Here is a 19,795-nt window from a genome sequence, read left to right on the forward strand (position 1 = left end):
AGACTCGCTTCGCCGCCCGTGAGGGCTGGCGCCGCCGTGAGGGAGTGCCCGTACGCCATGAGCTACCGCAACGATCCGTACGACCCGAAGCAGGTCGCCCTGCTCGACCCGGCCGCCCTGGCCGAGGCTGTCGCCGCCGCCGAGAAGGCGTTCGCCGAGGCCGGTGACCCGGACGCGCTGACCGCGCTGCGCCCGGCGCACCTCGGCGACCGGTCCCCGGTGTCGCTGGCCCGCCGCGAGATCGGCGCGCTGCCGCCGGCTGCCAAGTCCGACGCCGGCAAGCGGGTCAACGAGGCCCGCCGCACCATCGACGCCGCGTACGCGGCCCGCCAGGAGGTCCTGGACCGGGAGCAGGCGCAGCGGGTGCTGGTGGAGGAGCGCGTCGACGTGACGCTGCCCCACGACCGGCGGCCCCGGGGCGCCCGGCATCCGATCAGCACCCTGATGGAGCAGGTCAGCGACCTGTTCGTCGGCATGGGCTACGAGGTGGCCGAGGGGCCCGAGGTCGAGCTGGAGTGGACCAACTTCGACGCCCTGAACATCCCCGCCGACCACCCCGCCCGTGGCCTGATGGACACCTTCCACGTCGCGCCGCCCGAGGGCACGGAGGGCTCCGGCCTCGTCCTGCGTACGCACACCTCGCCGGTGCAGGCGCGCACCATGCTGACCCGCACGCCGCCGATCTACGTGATCGTGCCCGGCCGGGTCTACCGCACCGACGAGCTGGACGCCACCCACGCGCCGGTCTTCCACCAGGTGGAGGGCCTCGTGGTGGACCGGGGCATCACCATGGCGCACCTGCGCGGCACCCTGGACCACTTCGCCCGGGCGATGTTCGGCGAGGGCGCGAAGACCCGCTTCCGGCCGCACTACTTCCCGTTCACCGAGCCGTCGGCCGAGTTCGACGTCTGGTTCCCGGAGCACCGCGACGGCCCGCGCTGGGTCGAGTGGGGCGGTTGCGGCATGGTCAACCCGCGGGTGCTGCGCGCCTGCGGCATCGACCCCGAGGTCTACTCCGGATTCGCGTTCGGCATGGGCATCGACCGGACGGTGATGTTCCGGCACGGGGTCAGCGACATGCGGGACATGGCCGAGGGCGACGTGCGGTTCACCCGCGCGTTCGGGACCGGGGCGTAGGCGATGCGGGTACGAGTCATGGAGACGGTGGTCTGAGTCATGCGAGTTTCTGTCAGTTGGCTGCGGGAGTACGTCGACCTCCCGGCCGACCTGCCCGCCGGCGACCTGGAGCAGGCCCTGGTCGGCCTCGGCATCGAGGTCGAGTCCGTGGTGGACCTGCGGGAGACCGTCACCGGTGCGCTGGTGGTGGGTGAGGTCCGGGAGATCGAGGAGCTGACCGGTTTCAAGAAGCCGATCCGGTTCTGCCGGGTCGACGTCGGCGACGCCAACGGCACCGGCGAGCCGCAGGAGATCGTCTGCGGGGCGCGCAACTTCGCCCCCGGCGACCGGGTCGTGGTGATCCTGCCCGGCGGCGTGCTGCCCGGCGGCTTCGCCATCGGCGCGCGCAAGACGTACGGGCGCAACTCCCACGGCATGATCTGCTCCGCGCGGGAGCTGGGCCTGGGCGACGACCACGACGGCATCGTCGTGCTGCCTCAGGACACCCCGGCCAAGCCGGGCGACGACGCGCGGCCCGTGGTCGGCCTCGACGACGTCGTGGTCGACCTGGAGATCACCCCCGACCGGGGGTACGCGATGAGCGTCCGCGGCCTGGCCCGGGAGCTGTCGCACGCTCTCGGCGTGCCGTTCCGCGACCCGGGCCTGACGCCCGCGCCCGGCGGCACCGCCGAGCCGGCGTACCCGGTCGAGGTGCGCGACACGGTCGGCTGCGACCGGTTCGCCGCCCGCCTCGTGCGCGGCGTCGACCCGACGGCGCCGACCCCCGGCTGGATGCAGCGGCGGCTCACCGTCGCCGGCATCCGCAGCATCTCGCTGCCGGTCGACATCACCAACTACGTGATGCTCGAACTGGGCCAGCCGATGCACGCCTTCGACGCCGACCGGATCGCCGGGCCGCTGGTGGTCCGCCGCGCCGAGGCGGGGGAGAAGCTCACCACCCTGGACGGGGTCACCCGCGCCCTCGCGCCCGAGGACATGGTGATCTGCGACGACTCTGGCCCGATCTCGCTGGCCGCCGTGATGGGTGGCGAGACCAGCGAGGTCGTCGCCGGGACGACGAACGTGCTCTTCGAGGCCGCCCACTGGGACCCGGTGATGGTCGGGCGCACCGCCCGCCGGCACAAGCTGTTCAGCGAGGCGGCCAAGCGGTGGGAGCGGGGCGTCGACCCGGCCCTGCCGCTGGTCGCCATCGCGCGGGCGGTCCGGCTGCTCACCGAGCACGCGGGCGGCGCGGCCGGTGACGAGATCCTCGACATCGACCACGTCCGGCCGCGTACCCCGGTCGTCCTGCCGGCCGACCTGCCGAGCCGGCGGATCGGCGTGAGCTACCCGCCCGCGCGGGTGGCCGCCCTGCTGGAGCAGGTCGGCTGCACGGTGGCCCGGGGCGCCGACCGGCTGGCCGAGGACCCGGGCGAGGTCGGCGTGGCCGCCGGCACCGGGGGCGCGCTCAGCGTCACCCCGCCGACCTGGCGACCCGACCTGACCGACCCGGCCGACCTGGTCGAGGAGGTGGTCCGCCTCGACGGGTACGACCAGGTGCCGTCCGTGCTGCCGACCGCGCCGCCCGGCCGCGGCCTGACCTGGCAGCAGCGCCGCCGCCGGGCCGTGGCCCGGTCGCTCGCCGAGAGGGGGTACGTGGAGGTGCTCGCGCACCCGTTCGTGGCCCCCGGGCTGGCCGACCAGCTCGGCCTGCCGGCCGACGACCCGCGCCGGCGCGCGGTGCGACTGGCCAACCCGCTGTCGGAGGAGGAGCCGCTGCTGCGCACCATGCTGCTCGGCCCGCTGCTCGGGATCGCGAAGCGCAACCTCGGCCGGGGCCAGCGCGACCTCGCCCTCTACGAGATCGGCGCGGTGTTCCACCCGCGTCCCGAGGCCGGCCGCCCGCCGGCGATGGGCGTGGACCGGCGACCCACCGACGAGGAGTTCGCCGCCGCCGACGCGGTGGTGCCCGACCAGCCCCGGCACGTCGCCGTCGTGCTGACCGGCGACGTCGAGCCGGCCGGCTGGTGGGGCGCGGGCCGCCCGGCCGGCTGGGCGGACGCCGTGGAGGCCGGCCGGGACGTGCTGGCCGCCGCCGACGTCCCCGCGCACCGGATCGAGGTCCGGGCCGCCGAGTACGCCCCCTGGCACCCCGGCCGCTGCGCCGAGCTGCTGGTCGACGGCACGGTGGTCGGGCACGCCGGCGAGCTGCACCCGGCGGTGGTGGCGGCGCTGGAGCTGCCCCGGCGCACCAGCGCCATGGAACTGGACCTGGACGCGCTGCCGGCCGCCCCGGTGGCGTCCGGGCCGGTCGTCTCGGGCTTCCCCCCGGCGCTGATCGACGTGGCGCTGGTGGTGGACGCCTCGGTGCCCGCGGCGCAGGTGCAGCAGGCCCTCGTCGAGGGCGCCGGCGGGCTGCTGGAGCAGGTGCGCCTGTTCGACGTGTACGCCTCGGAGCAGCTCGGCGAGGGGCGCAGGTCGCTGGCGTACAAGCTCACCTTCCGGGCCCCGGACCGGACGCTGACCGTGGAGGAGGCGGTGGCCGCCCGGGACGCGGCGGTCGCCCGCGCCGCGGAACGTTTCGGCGCCACCCTGCGCGGCGCCTGAGTGACGACGAGGGCTCCTTCCGCCGGCGCGGGAGGAGCCCTCGTCGTTCCCCGGCTCCACAGGTGGGTGGGCGCGTGATCGGGGCCTGCCTCATTCCCATGCAGTCGACTGCATGAACTTGCAGACAGGTGTCGTCGCTTGCTAGCCTCCTCTGCATAGTCATGCGGAGGTGGGGATGGGTATCCGAGTCGCGGTCGCCGGGGCGAGCGGCTACGCCGGCGGCGAGCTGATCCGCCTGGTCGCCGGGCATCCGGAGTTCGATCTGGTCGCCGCCACCGCACACAGCCAGGCCGGGCACCGGCTCGACGTCGTACACCCGCAGCTCGCCGGCCTGGACCTGGTCCTCGGCGAGACGGACGCGGCGACGCTGGCCGACGCGGACCTGGTCTTCCTGGCCCTGCCGCACGGCCAGTCGGCGGCCCTGGCGGCCCAGCTGCCGCCCGAGGTGCGCGTCGTCGACCTGGGTGCCGACCACCGCCTCGCCGATCCCTACGCCTGGGCCAACTACTACGGCGGCACGCACGCCGGGCCGTGGACCTACGGCCTGCCCGAGCTGCCCGGCCAGCGGGAGCTGATCGCCGGCGCCACCCGGGTCGCCAACACCGGCTGCTACGCCGCCGCGATCATCCTGGCCCTCGCCCCGCTGGTCGCCGCCGGCGCCGCCTCCCCGGCCGACGTGGTGGTCGTCGCCGCCTCCGGCACCTCCGGCGCCGGCAGGGCGGCCAAGCCGCACCTGCTCGGCAGCGAGGTGATGGGCGACCTGTCGCCCTACCGCGTGGGCACCCACCAGCACGTCCCGGAGATCAAGCAGGCCACCGGCGCGACCGGCCTGTCGTTGACCCCGGTGCTCGCGCCGATGCCCCGGGGCATCCTCGCCACCGTGACGGCGGTGCCGGCCCGGGGCGTCGACCCGCGGGCGGTGCTCGCCGAGGCGTACGCCGACGCGCCCTTCGTGCACGTCCTGCCGGAGGGGGCCTGGCCGCACACCGCCGCCACCCTCGGCTCCAACTCCTGCCACCTGCAGGCCACGGTCGACGTCGACTCCCGCCGGATGATCGTGCTGAGCGCGCTCGACAACCTCGGCAAGGGCGCCGCCGGCCAGGCCGTGCAGAACGCCAACCTGATGTGCGGCCTGCCGGAGACGACGGGCCTCTCCACTTGGGGGATCGCGCCGTGAGTGCGAGGAGTGCAGCGCAGCGGAGCCCCGCAGTCGCGAACGAAGGAGCAGTGCAGTGAGTGTCACCACTCCGCGGGGCTTCCGGGCGGCCGGGGTGGCCGCCGGACTCAAGACCAGCGGCGCGAGCGACGTCGCGCTGGTCGTCAACGACGGCCCGGACGCCGGTGTCGCCGGCGTGTTCACCGCCAACCGGGTCAAGGCCGCGCCGGTGCTCTGGACGCAGCAGGTGGTGCGCGGCGGCGTCGCGCGCGCCGTGGTGCTCAACTCCGGCGGCGCCAACGCCTGCACGGGCCCGGCCGGCTTCCAGGACACCCACGCCACGGCCGAGCACACCGCCGCCGCGCTCACCGCGTCCAGCCCCCGGCTGATGCTGGGCGCCGCCGACGTGGCGGTCTGCTCGACCGGCCTGATCGGCGAGCGGCTGCCGATGCAGAAGCTGCTTCCCGGCGTACGTTCGGCGATCCGCCGGCTGGCGCGCGACGGCGGCCCCGCGGCCGCCGAGGCCATCATGACCACGGACACCCGGCCCAAGACCGCGGTGGCCCGGGGCAGCGGCTGGACGGTCGGCGGCATGGCCAAGGGCGCCGGCATGCTCGCCCCGGCGATGGCCACCATGCTCTGCGTGCTGACCACGGACGCGGTGGCCGGGCCCGATGCCCTCGACTCCGCTCTGCGGGAGGCGTGCCGGGTCACCTTCGACCGGATCGACTCCGACGGCTGCATGTCGACCAACGACACGGTGCTGCTGCTGGCCAGCGGCGCGAGCGGCATCGCGCCGACCCCGGCCGAGCTGGCGGCGGCGGTCACCGCCGCCGCCCACGACCTGGCCCAGCAGCTCATTGCCGACGCCGAGGGCGCCACCAAGCAGATCGCCATCGACGTGGTCGGCGCGGCCAGCGAGGACGACGCCGTCGAGGTGGGGCGCTCGGTGGCCCGCAACAACCTGGTCAAGACCGCGCTGTTCGGCAACGACCCGAACTGGGGCCGGATCCTCGCCGCCGTCGGCACCACCGCCGCCGCGTTCGAGCCCGACGGCGTCGACGTCGCCGTCAACGGCGTCTGGGTGTGCCGCTCCGGCGCCGCCGCCGAGGACCGGTCGAAGGTCGACCTGACCGGCCGGGACGTCACCATCCGGATCGACCTGCACGCCGGCGCCGCCGAGGCCACGATCTGGACCAACGACCTGTCCCACGCGTACGTGCACGAGAACTCGGCCTACTCGACATGAGCCTCTCCACCGACCTCGCCCGCGCCCAGGTCAAGGCGGCCACGCTGATCGAGGCGCTGCCCTGGCTGGCCCGCTTCTCCGGCTCGACCGTCGTGGTCAAGTACGGCGGCAACGCCATGGTCGATCCCGAGCTCCAGCGGGCCTTCGCCGCCGACATGGTCTTCCTGCGCTACGCCGGCCTCCGGCCCGTCGTGGTGCACGGTGGCGGTCCGCAGATCTCCGCCATGCTCGGCCGGCTGGGCATCGCCAGCGAGTTCCGGGGCGGTCTGCGGGTCACCACCCCGGAGGCGATGGACGTGGTCCGGATGGTCCTGGTCGGCCAGGTCGGCCGGGAACTCGTCGGCCTGATCAACGCCCACGGCCCGTTCGCGGTGGGCCTCTCCGGCGAGGACGCCGGGCTGTTCACCGCCGTGCGGCGGCCCGCGTACGTGGACGGGGAACCGGTCGACGTCGGGCAGGTCGGCGACGTCGAGTCGGTCGACGTCTCGGCGGTCACCGACCTGATCGGGGCCGGCCGCATCCCGGTGATCTCCACCGTGGCGCCCGACGCCGACGGGGTGCTGCACAACCTGAACGCCGACACCGCCGCCGCCGCGCTCGCCGTCGCTCTCGACGCCCGCAAGCTGGTCGTCCTCACCGACGTGCCGGGCCTGTACGCCGACTGGCCCGACACCGACAGCCTGATCAGCGAGATCACCGTCGACGAACTGGCGGCGCTGCTGCCGTCGCTGTCCAGCGGCATGGTCCCGAAGATGGAGGCGTGCCTGCGGGCGGTGCGGCAGGGCGTGCCGGCCGCGCACGTCGTGGACGGCCGGGTCGCCCACTCCACGCTGCTGGAGGTCTTCACCTCGGAAGGATTCGGAACCATGGTCGTGAGCGCGAGGAGTGCGGGAGCGGAGCGAGTGAGCCCCGCCGTCGCGACCGAAGAGGACACCGTCAGCGCGCGGGGCGGGCCTGTCAGCCCCGCCGCTGCCAACCAGGAAGGCACGATCGCCGGATGAGCACGCTCGTCGAGCGCTGGGCGCAGTCCATGATGGACAACTACGGCACGCCGCCGCTTGCCCTCGTTGCCGGCTCCGGCGCCGTCGTGGTCGACGACGCCGGTCGGGAGTACGTCGACCTCGTCGGCGGCATCGCGGTCAACGCCCTCGGTCACGCCCACCCGGCCGTGGTGGCCGCCGTGTCGAAGCAGGTCGCCACCCTGGGGCACGTCTCGAACCTCTACGTCGCCGAACCGCCGGTGGCCCTCGCCGAGCTGCTGCTGGCCCTGGCCGGGCGGCCGGGACGGGTCTTCTTCGCCAACTCGGGCGCGGAGGCCAACGAGGCGGCGTTCAAGCTCTCCCGGCTGACGGGCCGCTCGCACGTGGTCGCCACCCGGGGCGGCTTCCACGGCCGGACGATGGGCGCGCTCGCCCTCACCGGCCAGCCGGCCAAGGCCGACCCGTTCCGCCCGCTGCCCGGCGAGGTGACCCACGTCGACTACGGCGACGTGGCGGCCCTGGAGGCGGCGGTCACCGACGCCACCGCGATGGTGATCCTGGAGCCGATCCAGGGGGAGAACGGCGTGGTGGTTCCGCCGGCCGGCTACCTGGCCGCCGCGCGCCGGATCACCGCCCGGCACGGCGCGCTGCTGGTGCTCGACGAGGTGCAGACCGGTGTCGGGCGTACCGGGCACTGGTTCGCGCACCAGGCCGAGGGGATCGAGCCCGACGTGGTGACCCTGGCCAAGGGGCTCGGCGGCGGGCTGCCCATCGGCGCCTGCCTGGCCTTCGGCCGCGCCGCCGAGCTGCTGGCCCCCGGCTCGCACGGCACCACCTTCGGCGGCAACCCGGTGAGCTGCGCCGCCGCCCTCGCGGTGGTGTCGACCATCGCCAGCGAGGGGCTGCTCGACCACGTCACGCGGGTCGGCGAGCGGCTGCGCCGGGGGATCGAGGCGCTCGGCCACCCGCTGGTCGACGGCGTACGCGGCGCGGGCCTGCTGCTCGGCGTGGTGCTCGCCGCGCCCGTCGCGAAGGTGCTCGCCGAGGCGCTGCGGGAGGCCGGCTTCCTGGTCAACCCGGTGCAGCCCGGTGTGGTGCGGCTCGCCCCGCCGCTGATCCTCACCGTCGCCCAGGCCGACGCCTTCCTGGCCGCCCTCCCGGGCGCCCTCGACGCGGCGTCCCCGGCCGCCGCGGGCTCTGCCGCTGCCGTCGCCGGCTCTGTCGCGACCGTTGCCGCCTCCGTCCCGGCGACTGCCGGCGCATCCTCGGCCGCCGCCGCCGCCCGCGTCGCCGGCTCCGCGCCAGATCTTGGTGAGATAGAGCCCCTCCAGGGGCCGGAACCTACCAAGATCTCGACGCCGCCCACCGCGTCCACGGCGTCGGCGTCGCCCACCGCGCCGGCCACGTTGACGCTGCCCACCGCGCCCACCCCGCCCACCCCGCCCAGGCCGTCGACCGGCGGCGCCGGGGCGATGCCGAGCACGACGGAGGCGGGGGCGTGATCCGGCACTTCCTGCGGGACGACGACCTGAGCCCCGCCGAGCAGTCGGCCGTGCTCGATCTGGCGGCGCGGATGAAGGCCGACCGGTTCGGTCACCGGCCGCTGGCCGGGCCCCGGTCGGTGGCGGTGCTGTTCGACAAGCAGAGCCTGCGGACCCGGTTCTCGTTCGACGTCGGCATCGCCGAGCTGGGCGGGCACCCCCTCGTGGTGGACACCCAGGTCACCCACTTCGGGCGGGGCGAGACCCTGGCCGACGCCGGCCGGGTGCTGTCCCGCTACGTCGCGGCGATCGTGCTGCGTACCCACGGCGACGACCGGATCGCCGAGGTGGCCGACGGCGCCAGCGTGCCGGTGGTCAACGCGCTCACCGACGGCTTCCATCCCTGCCAGCTCCTGGCCGACCTGCTCACCGTCCGCGAGCACTGTGGCGGCACCGCCGGGCGGACGCTGGCGTACGTCGGCGACGCGGCGAACAACCTCGCCCACTCGTACCTGCTCGCCGGGGCGACCGCCGGCATGCACGTCCGGGTCGCCGGGCCGGCGGGCTTCGGCCCCGACCCGGAGGTGGTCGCCCGGGCCGCGAAGATCGCCGCCGGCACCGGGGGTTCGGTGCAGGCGCTGACCGATGCGGTGGCGGCGGTGGCCCGCGCCGACGTGGTCGCCACGGACACCTGGACCTCGATGGGGCAGGAGGACGACGGGCTGGACCGGATCACCCCGTTCCTGCCGTACCAGGTCAACGCCGCGCTGCTCGGGCACGCCGCGTCCGACGCCGTCGTGCTGCACTGCCTGCCCGCGCACCGGGGCGAGGAGATCACCGACGAGGTGCTCGACGGCCCGCAGAGCGTCGTGTTCGACCAGGCGGAGAATCGACTGCACGCCCAGAAGGCGCTGCTGACGTTCCTCCTCGGGGCCGCGCCCGCCGCCCCGGACGCGGCGGCGCCGGGCGTCACCGCGACCAGGGAGACACCATGACCGCCCCGCTGACCCGTGCCGCCCGGCACGCCCGCATCGTCGAGCTGATCCGCGACAAGGCGATCCACTCGCAGACCGAGCTGGCCGACCTGCTCTCCGGCGACGGCATCCAGGTCACCCAGGCCACGCTCTCCCGGGACCTCAAGGAGTTGGGCACGGTCACCGCGCGCGGCGGCGACGGGCGGGCCGTCTACCTCATTCCCGAGGACGGCCACCGGCCGCTGCGCGACGCCGAGGCGGCACCGGCCCGGCTGGTCCGGCTGCTGCGCGAGCTGCTCAACGGGGTCGACGCCAGCGGCAACATCGCCGTACTGCGCACCCCGCCGGGCGCAGCCCACTACCTGGCCAGCGCGTTGGACCGGGCGGGCCTGCCCGAGGTCGTCGGCACCATCGCCGGCGACGACACCATCCTCGTCGTGGCCCGCGAGGCCGTCGGCGGGGCCGCGCTCGGCGACAAGCTCGCCGGCTGGGCCCGCCGCGAAGAGAACGTCGAAGGGAAGACCACACCATGACCGAGCGGGTCGTGCTCGCCTACTCCGGAGGGCTCGACACCTCCGTCGCCATCCCGTACCTGGCCGAGGAGACCGGCGCCGAGGTGATCGCCGTGGCGGTGGACGTCGGGCAGGGCGGCGAGGACCTCGACGCCATCCGGCAGCGCGCCCTGGACTGCGGCGCCGTGGAGTCGGAGGTGGTCGACGCGCGCGACGAGTTCGCCGCCGGGTACTGCCTGCCGGCCATCCGCGCGAACGCGCTCTACATGGACCGCTACCCGTTGGTCTCCGCGCTGTCCCGGCCGCTGATCGTCAAGCACCTGGTGGCCGCGGCCCGCAGGCACGGCGGCACCATCGTGTCGCACGGCTGCACCGGCAAGGGCAACGACCAGGTCCGCTTCGAGGTCGGCCTCGGCGCGCTCGCGCCCGACCTCAAGATCGTGGCACCGGCCCGGGACTTCGCCTGGACGCGGGACAAGGCGATCGCCTTCGCCGAGGAGAAGGGGCTGCCAATCGACGTGTCGGCGAAGTCCCCGTACTCCGTCGACCAGAACCTGTGGGGCCGCGCCGTCGAGACGGGCTTCCTGGAGGACATCTGGAACGCACCCGTCGAGGACCTCTACTCGTACACCTGCGACCCGGCGCAGGAGCGCGACGCCGACGAGGTCGTGATCACCTTCGACGCCGGCGTCCCGGTGGCGATCGATGGCGAGACCGTCACCCCGTACCAGGCGATCCGGGAGCTCAACCGGCGCGCGGGCGCCCAGGGCGTCGGCCGGCTCGACATGGTCGAGGACCGCCTCGTCGGCATCAAGAGCCGCGAGGTGTACGAGGCTCCGGGCGCGATAGCGCTGATCACCGCCCACCAGGAGCTGGAGGCGGTGACCGTGGAGCGGGACCTGGCCCGGTTCAAGCGCGGCGTCGACCAGCGCTGGGGGGAGCTGGTCTACGACGGTCTCTGGTTCTCGCCGCTGAAGCGCGCGCTGGACGCGTTCATCGACGACGCGCAGCGGCACGTCACCGGCGAGGTGCGGCTGACCCTGCACGGCGGCCGGGCCACCGTCACCGGGCGCCGCTCCGAGGCCAGCCTCTACGACTTCGGCATGGCCACCTACGACACCGGCGACACCTTCGACCAGTCCCTGGCGAAGGGCTTCGTGCGGCTCTGGGGCCTGCCCAGCGAGATGGCCGCCGCACGGGACGCCCGGTTGGGCGGTTGCTGACCATGACCACCAGAATGGGCGCCGTGGACGACAAGAGCCTGACCGAGAACAGCGCCGCCACCAACCGCACGAGCCTGTGGGGCGGCCGATTCGCCGGCGGCCCCGCCGAGGCCCTGGCCCGCCTGTCGGTGAGCGTGCAGTTCGACTGGCGGCTGGCCCCGTACGACATCGCGGCGTCCCGGGCGCACGCCCGGGTGCTCGCGGGCGCCGGCCTGCTCGACCCGGAGGAACTGGGCCGCATCCTCGCCGCCCTGGACGACCTGGAGGCCGCCTGCGCCTCCGGGCAGTTCCGTCCTACGGTCGACGACGAGGACGTGCACACCGCCCTGGAACGCGGCCTGCTGGAGCGGCTCGGCAGCCTCGGCGGCAAGCTGCGCGCCGGCCGGTCCCGCAACGACCAGGTCGCCACCGACCTACGGCTCTACCTGCGCGACCACGCCCGGGGCGTGGCCGGCCGGCTGGTCGAGCTGGCCGAGGCCCTGGTCGAGCAGGCCGAGCGGCACGTGGAGACCGCCGCACCCGGCATGACGCACCTGCAGCACGCCCAGCCGGTCACGTTCGGGCACTGGCTGCTGGCCCACGTGCAGCCGCTGCTGCGCGACCTGGAGCGGCTGAGCGACTGGGACCACCGCACGGCGGTCAGTCCGCTCGGCGCGGGCGCGCTGGCGGGCTCCGGCCTGCCGCTGGACCCGGTGGCCGTCTCCAAGGAGCTGGGCTTCCGCACGTCCTTCGCCAACTCGATGGACGCGGTCGCCGACCGGGACTTCGTCGCCGAGTTCCTCTTCGTCACCGCGATGATCGGGGTGCACCTGTCCCGCCTCGGCGAGGAGGTGGTGCTCTGGACGTCGCAGGAGTTCGGCTGGGTGGAGCTGGACGACGCGTTCGCCACCGGTTCGTCGATCATGCCGCAGAAGAAGAACGCGGACATCGCCGAGCTGGCCCGGGGCAAGTCCGGCCGGCTCGTCGGCGGGCTGATGAGCGTGCTCACCATGCTCAAGGGCCTGCCGATGAGCTACGACCGGGACATGCAGGAGGACAAGGAGCCGGCCTTCGACGCGGTCGACACCCTGGAGCTGCTGCTGCCGGCGCTCGCCGGGATGATCTCCACGATGACCGTACGCGCCGACCGGCTCGTCGCCGCCGCGCCGGTGGGCTTCTCCCTCGCCACCGAGGTGGCCGACTGGCTGGTCCGCCGGAACGTGCCGTTCCGCGACGCGCACGAGATCACCGGGAGGCTGGTGGCGCTCTGCGTGGCCCGGGACTGCGCCCTCGACGAGGTCAGCGACGACGACCTCGCGGCGGTCAGCGAGCACCTCGACCCGTCGGTGCGCGACGTGCTCTCGGTCCGCTCGGCGCTCGCCGCCCGGACCACGCCCGGCTCGACCGGTCCCGGGCCGGTCGCCGACCAGCTCGCCACCGCCGCCGACAAGCTCGCCACCTGGCGGGAGTGGGCCGCCGAGCGGGTCGTACCCCGCTGAGTCGCCGACCCCGCGCGGCGCCGCCGGCGTCGCGCGGGGTTCAGCCCGCCGGGCGCTCCCGCTTCGGCAGCTTCGCCACCACCGCGTCGTACGAGGCGTCGACCGCCTCGATCAGCTCCTCCTCGTCGATCCCGCCGGCCAGGCGCAGCGTGTTCCAGCCGGCGCGGCCGATGTACGGCGACGGCCGCGCGTCGCCCGGGTGCCGGTGCAGCCACTCGTCGGCCACGTCCCGGCTCGGGCCGCACTTCACCCCGACGGTCGGCTCGTCGCCGCCGGCGGAGCCGAGGAAGGCGAAGATCCGGCTGCCGACCTTCACCACCTCGTCGCCCTCCCACGGCCGGTCCAGCCAGGCCCCCGGCTTCTCCAGGCAGTACGCCAGCATCTCCTCGCGCGTCATCGCGTCCTCCTCGACACCGATCCCGCGCCCAGTCTCGTCCATCGGCGGCGTCACTCGGTGGTGGCGGTGCGGGCGGAGAGCCGTTCGAAGCGCTGCTTGGCGGCCTGCGCGCTGCCCAGCCCGAGCCCGTACGCGATCTGCTGCCAGGTCAGTCCGCGGCTGCGGGCCAGCGTCAGCAGCCCCGCCTCCATCGTGTCGACCTCGGCGCGCAGGTGCGGGACGAGGGTGAGCGCCGCGACGAGGTCCGCCGCGTCGACGGGCTCCTCGTCGGGCTCGACCTCGGCCCCGCCGGCGGCGAGGGCGGTGACGAGCGCGACCGCCTCGTAGGTGTCCGGTACGTAGGGGTTGGTGTGCCGGCGGCGCCGCGTCTCGGTGCCGGCGTGCCGCTCGGTGATCCGGTGCAGCGCCTCGTAGGTGCGGTGGGCCCTGGCCCGGCTCGGGTCGGGACCGGTGAAGGAGTCGGTCATGCCCCGAGTACAGTCTATCAACGCCTGGTTGTCAACAAGTCGTTGATATGATTGCGGTGCCGGAGGGCGGATCTGCGCCGGTTCGCCGCTCGCCGGGGCGGTGCGACCCGTCCGGTTCTGGGACGATGAGCCGTGGCGCGACGCGGTCGGCCGCCGCCGGCCGCGACCCATCCGGACGGTCCAACGGGGGAGTGCAGCAGGTGACCGACGCGGCGATGAGCGCGCCGACCGGCGCGGAGCGGTCCCGCCCCGGCCACGGTCCCGACCGCGAGGTGTGCGCGTACTGGCGACTGACCCCGGGGCCGGTGCTGGGCGACCGCGTGACCGGAACGTGGCAGGTCACCCGGGACGATGTGGCGTTCGTGGTCAAGCACTTCGGCCCGTCCTTCCCGGACTGGCCCTACCCGTTGCGGGTCGCGGCGACGCTGCGCGCACAGGGCTGGCCGACGCCGGAACCGGTCGAGGAGCCGCTGGTGCGGCCCGACGGCGCCTGGGTGCTGTTCCGTCGCCTGCCCGGCCGGTCCATGCGGCCGGTCGGTGCCGATGTGGCCGTCGAGGAGCGGGCCCGTGGGCGGCTGCTCGCCGAGCTCCACGCGGCCGCGTCCGCCACCGGCATCACCGACCAGCGGGGCGGGTGCACCGGTCCCGGCGAGCTGGTGGCCGACCCGGAGCTGGACCGCTGGCTCCGGGTGCACGAGCGGGCCCGTCCGGACGAGGGTCGGATCCTGCGGGCCTGCCGCGACGCGGCGGTGGAGTGGTTCGCCGCCCTGCCCGCCCCGGACGCGCCCCGGAGCGTGATCCACGGTGACTTCACGCCCTGGAATCTCCTGTACGACCACGGGCGGTTGACCGGCCTGCTCGACTTCGAAGCGACCCACCACACCTACCAGGTGGCCGACTTCGCCCTGTCCTGGCGCGGATACCACGACGACGTCCTCGTCGGCTACGACGAGGTGCGGCCCCTGTCGGAGGACGAGTGGAGACTGGTGCGGCCGGTCTTCTGGGCGTGGCTGTTCATCGGGGTCAGGGACCTGCTGGCGGCCCACCACGGCGACGCCGGCCCCACCCGTCCGCCCCTGGACCTGGAGTGGGGGCTCCGCCACCTGCGAAAGCACTCGCCCCTGCTGGCGAGGAAGTCCGACGTGCTGGAGCTGCCGGTCCCCGAGTGACCCGACCCCGGCGAGGAGGGTGGCCCGCGCCCGCGGCACCGTGCCCCCGCATAGCCGGGATCGGTGAAACAGTCCGGCCGTGCCCGCGTCCGGGTCGGGTTGCCCCGTCCCAGGGGCCGGATAGGGTCGTGCTCGTGGTGGCGTATTCCGACCGCCGGCCCGCTGACCTCGCGGGGCTGGCCGACCTGCTCGCCGGCCCGGTGGTACCGGCCGCCCGGGGCCTGCTCGGCTGCTGGCTGACCGCTGGCGACGTGACCGTCCGGATCACCGAGGTCGAGGCGTACGCCGGGACGGCCGGCGACCCGGCCTCGCACGCGCACCGGGGCCGCACCCCGCGCAACGCCGTCATGTTCGGGCCGGCGGGGCACGCCTACGTCTACTTCACCTACGGCATGCACTGGTGCATGAACGTGGTCACGGGGCCCGACGGGGAGGCCTCGGCGGTGCTGCTGCGCGCGGGCGAGGTGGTCGACGGCGTCGAGGCGGCCCGCGCCCGGCGCCCCGCCGTACGCCGGGACGTCGATCTCGCGCGCGGGCCCGCCCGGCTCTGCGCGACCCTGGGTATCGACAAGAGCGCCTACGGCCGCTGGCTGCTCGGCGACGGCCCCGTCCGGCTGCGCCCGGCCGACGTGCCGGTGCCCGACGAGGCGGTCGCCGCAGGGCCCCGCGTCGGCGTCACCGGGGCGCACGACGTGCCGTGGCGGTTCTGGATCGCCGGCGACCCGACGGTCAGCGCCTACCGCCGGCACGTGCCGCGCCGGCGGTCGTGACGCGGCTGTCGTCAGAGGGCGTAGCCCAGAGTGGCGCAGAGATCGGCGAGTGCCGGGCTCATGCGGCCTTTTCCACCTGGAAGGATGTCACCAGCGGAGTCGCCTCGATGCTCGGCTCGGAGGCCTCTTCGAGGTAGACCTCCACCGCTTCCCTCAGGTTGGCCATGGCGTCATCGAGTGTCTCGCCCTGGCTGGCGACATCCAGCTCAAGGCATCGTGCGACGTACCAGTCGTCTTCCCGGTGAACCGCCGCGGTGAATGTCCGAACCATCAAGGTCCTCCTGATCCGGCGAGTCGGCTCCGTCATTTTACGCGTCAGGCGGTTCGTGGGACACGTTGTGCCAGGGCGCCACGCGCGGCGCCTTTCGAAGCGAAGCACCTGCGCGGACAGGTGACGGCGGCCATCGGCGGTGCCTCCGGCGGCGGAATAGTTGACTCGTCAAATATGTTGTGCCGTGTGTCCGGGAGCCGCGGCGGCCCCGGCCCAGGGACAACGCGAGGAGCTGGTCATGCAGTTCGGAGTCTTCACCGTCGGCGACGTCACGGTCGACCCGACCACCGGTCGCGAGCCGACCGAGCATGAGCGGATCAAGGCGATGGTCACCATCGCGCTCAAGGCCGAGGAGGTCGGCCTCGACGTCTTCGCCACCGGCGAGCACCACAACCCGCCGTTCGTGCCGTCGTCGCCCACCACCATGCTGGGCTTCATCGCGGCCCGCACCGAGCGCCTGCTGCTCTCCACCTCCACCACGCTGATCACCACCAACGACCCGGTGAAGATCGCCGAGGACTACGCGATGCTCCAGCACCTCGCCGACGGCCGGGTGGACCTGATGATGGGGCGCGGCAACACCGGGCCGGTCTACCCGTGGTTCGGCCAGGACATCCGCAACGGCATCCCCCTCGCCATCGAGAACTACGACCTGCTGCACCGGCTCTGGCGCGAGGACGTGGTCGACTGGAAGGGCCGCTTCCGCACGCCGTTGCAGTCGTTCACGTCGACGCCGCGCCCGCTCGACGGCGTGCCGCCGTTCGTCTGGCACGGCTCGATCCGCAGCCCCGAGATCGCCGAGCAGGCCGCCTACTACGGCGACGGCTTCTTCGCCAACCACATCTTCTGGCCCAAGGAGCACACCCAGCGGATGGTCGGGCTCTACCGGCAGCGCTACGCCCACTACGGCCACGGCTCCGCCGACCAGGCCATCGTGGGCCTCGGCGGGCAGGTGTTCATGCGGCGCAACTCGCAGGACGCGGTGCGGGAGTTCCGGCCGTACTTCGACAACGCGCCCGTCTACGGGCACGGCCCGTCGCTGGAGGAGTTCACCGCACAGACCCCGCTGACCGTCGGCAGCCCGCAGCAGGTCATCGACCGCACGCTGGGCTTCCGCGACTACGTCGGCGACTATCAGCGCCAGCTGTTCCTCATGGACCACGCCGGCCTGCCCCTGAAGACCGTGCTGAAGCAGCTCGACCTGCTCGGCGAGGAGGTCGTCCCCGTGCTGCGCAAGGAGTTCGAGTCGCTGCGCCCGGCGCACGTGCCGGCCGCGCCCACCCACGCGTCCCTGCGGGACGCCGCCACCAGCGGCGACGCCGCGGACCGGGCCGGGACGGGAGCGGGCCGATGACCCGCCGCACCCTCGCCGTGGTGTCGGCCGGGCTGGGGCGGCCCTCGTCGACCCGGCTGCTCGCCGACCAGCTCGCCGCGGCCACCCGCGACGAGCTGGCCCGGCGCGGCGACGACGTCGACGTCCGCCCCGTCGAGCTGCGCGAGCACGCCCACGACATCGTCAACCACCTGCTGACCGGCTTCCCGTCGCCCGCGCTGCGGGAGGTGCTCGACACGGTCACCGGCGCGGACGGGCTGATCGCTGTCACGCCGATCTTCCACGCCTCGTACAACGGGCTGTTCAAGTCGTTCTTCGACCTGGTCGGATCCGGCGCGCTCGCGGACCGGCCGGTGCTGGTCGGCGCCACCGGCGGAACGGCCCGGCACTCGCTGGCGCTGGAGCACGCCCTGCGTCCGATGTTCGCCCACCTGCGGTCGGTCGTGGTCCCCACCGCCGTCTTCGCCGCCCCGGAGGACTGGGCCGCCGGGACCGCCGACGGCGCGCTGCGGGCGCGGATCGTCCGCGCCGGCGGCGAGCTGGCCGATCAGGTCCACCGGCGGCCGGCGTCCACCGGCCCCGCCGACCCGTTCGCCCTCACCACCAGCTTCGACGAGCTGCTCGGCGGTCGGGACCACTGATCGCCGCCGACCCGCCGACCCCGCCCGGGGCCGGCGGGTCGGGGCACGTCAGCGGGCGTGACCGTACGGGCGGGCCACCAGCACCGGGCAGTGCGCGTGCTGCACGAGGGCCTGGCTGACCGAGCCGAGCAGCAGCCCGGCGAAGCCGCCCCTGCCCCGGGAGCCGACCACCACCAGCGCCGCGTCCCCGCTGGCCTCGACGAGTGCCTGCTCGTCCTTCGGCGCCCGGAGCACCCGCCCCTCCACGGCCAGCCCCGGGTGGCTGCCCCGGACGGCCGCCGCGGCGGTGTCCAGCAGCTCGGCGGCCTGCGTCTCCGTCGGCTCGGGCGCCGTCGGGCGGTCCCCGTCCGGGGGCTGGACGTGCAACAGCACCAGTCCGTCGCCACGGCGGGCCGCCTCGTCGGCCGCGTACCCGACCGCCAGCTCGGCGGGCTCCGACCCGTCCACCCCGACCAGCACCGGCCCGGCGACCGGGATCGGCTCCTCGGCGGGGCGCACCACCAGCACCGGGCAGTGCGCGTGGGCGGCCACCTGCGTGCCGACCGAGCCGAGCAGCAGCCCGGCGAAGCCGCCCAGCCCTCGGCTGCCCACCACCACCAGCTCGGCCCGCCGGGACTCCTCGACCAGCGTCGCACCCGGCCCGCCCGCCACCTGGCGTACCTCGACGGTCAGCCCCGGACAGCGCTCGGCGAGGTCGGCGGCCGTCGTCTCCAACATCTTCTGCGCCTCCTCGGTCGGCGCCGGCAACCCCAGGTCGTACGGGTTGACCGGCACGCCGTAACCGAGCGGATGCAGGTAGCCGTGCACCAGGTGCAGGGGGCGGGACCGCAGCACGGCGGCCCGGGCGGCGTGCTCCGCCGCCAGCAGGCTCGCCGGTGATCCGTCCACACCCACCACCACGGGTCGGTTCATGAGCCCTCCCAGAGATCGATCAGGCCATTGTCGACGGGGTACCGCCGACCCGCCGGCATTTGCGTCGACGCCGTCGCGCCGGCCGGGGGAGCGGCCGACGCGACGGCGTCGCGGTGCGGTGACCGGATCAGGACGCGTCGGCCCGCTTCGGGTGCCGCACGATCACCAGCGGGCAGTGCGCGTGGTGCAGCACCGCGTGGCTGACCGAGCCGAGCAGCAGCCCGCCCAGCGCGCCCCGGCCGCGCGCCCCCACGACCACCAGCTGGGCCTTCTTCGACTCCTCCACCAGTACGCCGCCCGGGGAGCCCCGGACCAGCCGATGCTGCACCGGCACGTCGGGGTAGCGCTCGGCGAAGCCGGCGACGGACTCCGCGAGGGCACGTTCCTCGTCGGCGGCGAAGGCGTCCAGGTCGTACACCAGGGGCAGGACGTCACCCGGGCCGACCGGCGTGGGAAAGAGCCAGGCCTGCACCGCGACCAGCGGGGCACCCCGGCGGCTCGCCTCCTCGAAGGCGAACTCCACGGCCTCGAGGGAGCACTCGGAGCCGTCCACGCCCACGACGACCGGGCCGTCGGCGCGCACCTCGCCACGCACCACGAGGACGGGCACCTGCGCGTGGGCGGAGACCTGCACGGTGGACGAGCCGAGCAGCAGCCCGGCGAAGCCTCCCAGGCCCCGGTGGCCAAGCACCAGCAGGGCGGCGTCCTGGGACTGCGCGAGCAGGACGGGGGTCGCCGCGCCGTCGACCACCACACCCGTCACCGGCACGTCCGGGGCGACCTTCGTGGCTTCGGCGATCGCCTCGGCGACGTACCGCTCGGCCTGGTTGCGCAGGCCGGCGCCGGCCGGTGCGCCCTCCGCGGCGCCGAGCGGGGCGCGCGTCAGGGGCCAGATGAAGGCGTGCACGACCCGCAGCGGACGTTGCCGCTGCGCCGCCTCCCGCGCCGCCGCCCGGACCGCGTCGAGCGCGGCGGCCGAGCCGTCCACACCCACCACGACGGGGGCACCGGTGTTGATGGTCATCGACTCCTCCTTCGTCCACCTTCAGCCTGCCTCGT

At 74.6% G+C, this 19,795-nt stretch carries 19 protein-coding genes; 14 read left to right on the forward strand and 5 right to left on the reverse strand.

Features of this window, described 5'->3' with window-relative positions; all coding sequences use genetic code 11:
- The first annotated feature begins 57 nt into the window (after nt 1-57).
- The 10 genes from pheS (at nt 58) to argH (ending at nt 12,776) form a co-directional block, all read left to right on the forward strand.
- A complete protein-coding gene (pheS, locus tag ACPXCB_RS23685; protein WP_425877717.1) occupies nt 58-1,137 on the forward strand; it encodes a phenylalanine--tRNA ligase subunit alpha in 1,080 nt (359 codons plus the stop codon).
- Between the two features lie 39 nt (nt 1,138-1,176).
- Nucleotides 1,177-3,723 carry a phenylalanine--tRNA ligase subunit beta gene (gene pheT / locus ACPXCB_RS23690; protein ID WP_425877718.1) on the forward strand — a complete coding sequence of 849 codons (2,547 nt, stop codon included), beginning with the start codon at nt 1,177-1,179 and terminating at the stop codon, nt 3,721-3,723.
- A gap of 175 nt (nt 3,724-3,898) precedes the next feature.
- The gene (gene argC, locus ACPXCB_RS23695) at nt 3,899-4,900 is read left to right on the forward strand and encodes an N-acetyl-gamma-glutamyl-phosphate reductase (RefSeq protein WP_425877719.1); all 1,002 of its coding nucleotides are present in this window, start codon (nt 3,899-3,901) and stop codon (nt 4,898-4,900) included.
- A gap of 55 nt (nt 4,901-4,955) precedes the next feature.
- A complete protein-coding gene (argJ, locus tag ACPXCB_RS23700; RefSeq protein WP_425877720.1) occupies nt 4,956-6,128 on the forward strand; it encodes a bifunctional glutamate N-acetyltransferase/amino-acid acetyltransferase ArgJ in 1,173 nt (390 codons plus the stop codon).
- On the forward strand, nt 6,125-7,129 hold the full coding sequence (gene argB / locus ACPXCB_RS23705) for an acetylglutamate kinase (RefSeq protein WP_425877721.1): 1,005 nt from the start codon (nt 6,125-6,127) through the stop codon (nt 7,127-7,129). Before argJ ends, argB begins: the two co-directional genes overlap by 4 nt.
- Entirely contained in the window at nt 7,126-8,610 is a 1,485-nt protein-coding gene (locus tag ACPXCB_RS23710) for an acetylornithine transaminase (RefSeq protein ID WP_425877722.1), read from the forward strand. Before argB ends, ACPXCB_RS23710 begins: the two co-directional genes overlap by 4 nt.
- Nucleotides 8,607-9,584 carry an ornithine carbamoyltransferase gene (argF, locus tag ACPXCB_RS23715; RefSeq protein WP_425877723.1) on the forward strand — a complete coding sequence of 326 codons (978 nt, stop codon included), beginning with the start codon at nt 8,607-8,609 and terminating at the stop codon, nt 9,582-9,584. Before ACPXCB_RS23710 ends, argF begins: the two co-directional genes overlap by 4 nt.
- Complete coding sequence (locus ACPXCB_RS23720; RefSeq protein ID WP_425877724.1) at nt 9,581-10,096, forward strand: arginine repressor; 516 nt, start codon at nt 9,581-9,583, stop codon at nt 10,094-10,096. Before argF ends, ACPXCB_RS23720 begins: the two co-directional genes overlap by 4 nt.
- Nucleotides 10,093-11,298 carry an argininosuccinate synthase gene (locus ACPXCB_RS23725; protein ID WP_425877725.1) on the forward strand — a complete coding sequence of 402 codons (1,206 nt, stop codon included), beginning with the start codon at nt 10,093-10,095 and terminating at the stop codon, nt 11,296-11,298. Before ACPXCB_RS23720 ends, ACPXCB_RS23725 begins: the two co-directional genes overlap by 4 nt.
- A gap of 14 nt (nt 11,299-11,312) precedes the next feature.
- Nucleotides 11,313-12,776, forward strand: a complete 1,464-nt coding sequence (gene argH, locus ACPXCB_RS23730) for an argininosuccinate lyase (RefSeq protein ID WP_425877745.1) — start codon at nt 11,313-11,315, stop codon at nt 12,774-12,776.
- 40 nt (nt 12,777-12,816) lie between these two features.
- Here argH and ACPXCB_RS23735 read toward each other — a convergent pair whose 3' ends face one another.
- Nucleotides 12,817-13,173, reverse strand: a complete 357-nt coding sequence (locus ACPXCB_RS23735; protein ID WP_425877726.1) for an MmcQ/YjbR family DNA-binding protein — start codon at nt 13,171-13,173, stop codon at nt 12,817-12,819.
- Nucleotides 13,174-13,223: 50 nt separating this feature from the next.
- Entirely contained in the window at nt 13,224-13,640 is a 417-nt protein-coding gene (locus tag ACPXCB_RS23740) for a DNA-binding protein (RefSeq protein WP_425877727.1), read from the reverse strand.
- 200 nt (nt 13,641-13,840) lie between these two features.
- On the opposite strand from ACPXCB_RS23740, the gene ACPXCB_RS23745 reads away from it, so the two are divergent.
- Nucleotides 13,841-14,809, forward strand: coding sequence for a phosphotransferase enzyme family protein (locus ACPXCB_RS23745; protein ID WP_425877728.1), 969 nt, complete (start codon nt 13,841-13,843; stop codon nt 14,807-14,809).
- A gap of 137 nt (nt 14,810-14,946) precedes the next feature.
- On the forward strand, nt 14,947-15,579 hold the full coding sequence (locus tag ACPXCB_RS23750; protein ID WP_425877746.1) for a DNA-3-methyladenine glycosylase: 633 nt from the start codon (nt 14,947-14,949) through the stop codon (nt 15,577-15,579).
- 58 nt (nt 15,580-15,637) lie between these two features.
- On the opposite strand, the gene ACPXCB_RS23755 is transcribed toward ACPXCB_RS23750, so the two are convergent.
- On the reverse strand, nt 15,638-15,850 hold the full coding sequence (locus ACPXCB_RS23755) for a type II toxin-antitoxin system HicB family antitoxin (RefSeq protein WP_425877729.1): 213 nt from the start codon (nt 15,848-15,850) through the stop codon (nt 15,638-15,640).
- Nucleotides 15,851-16,088: 238 nt separating this feature from the next.
- Between ACPXCB_RS23755 and ACPXCB_RS23760 the strand changes: the two genes are divergently transcribed.
- Nucleotides 16,089-17,204, forward strand: a complete 1,116-nt coding sequence (locus ACPXCB_RS23760) for an LLM class flavin-dependent oxidoreductase (protein WP_425877730.1) — start codon at nt 16,089-16,091, stop codon at nt 17,202-17,204.
- On the forward strand, nt 17,201-17,824 hold the full coding sequence (locus tag ACPXCB_RS23765; RefSeq protein ID WP_425877731.1) for an FMN reductase: 624 nt from the start codon (nt 17,201-17,203) through the stop codon (nt 17,822-17,824). The genes ACPXCB_RS23760 and ACPXCB_RS23765 overlap by 4 nt, the downstream gene beginning before the upstream one ends.
- 48 nt (nt 17,825-17,872) lie before the next feature.
- Here ACPXCB_RS23765 and ACPXCB_RS23770 read toward each other — a convergent pair whose 3' ends face one another.
- A complete protein-coding gene (locus ACPXCB_RS23770) occupies nt 17,873-18,736 on the reverse strand; it encodes a universal stress protein (RefSeq protein WP_425877732.1) in 864 nt (287 codons plus the stop codon).
- A gap of 127 nt (nt 18,737-18,863) precedes the next feature.
- Entirely contained in the window at nt 18,864-19,760 is an 897-nt protein-coding gene (locus tag ACPXCB_RS23775) for a universal stress protein (RefSeq protein WP_425877733.1), read from the reverse strand.
- Nucleotides 19,761-19,795 lie beyond the last annotated feature (35 nt).

It is taken from the genome of Micromonospora sp. DT62 (assembly GCF_049847285.1).
Lineage (GTDB): Bacteria > Actinomycetota > Actinomycetes > Mycobacteriales > Micromonosporaceae > Micromonospora > Micromonospora reichwaldensis.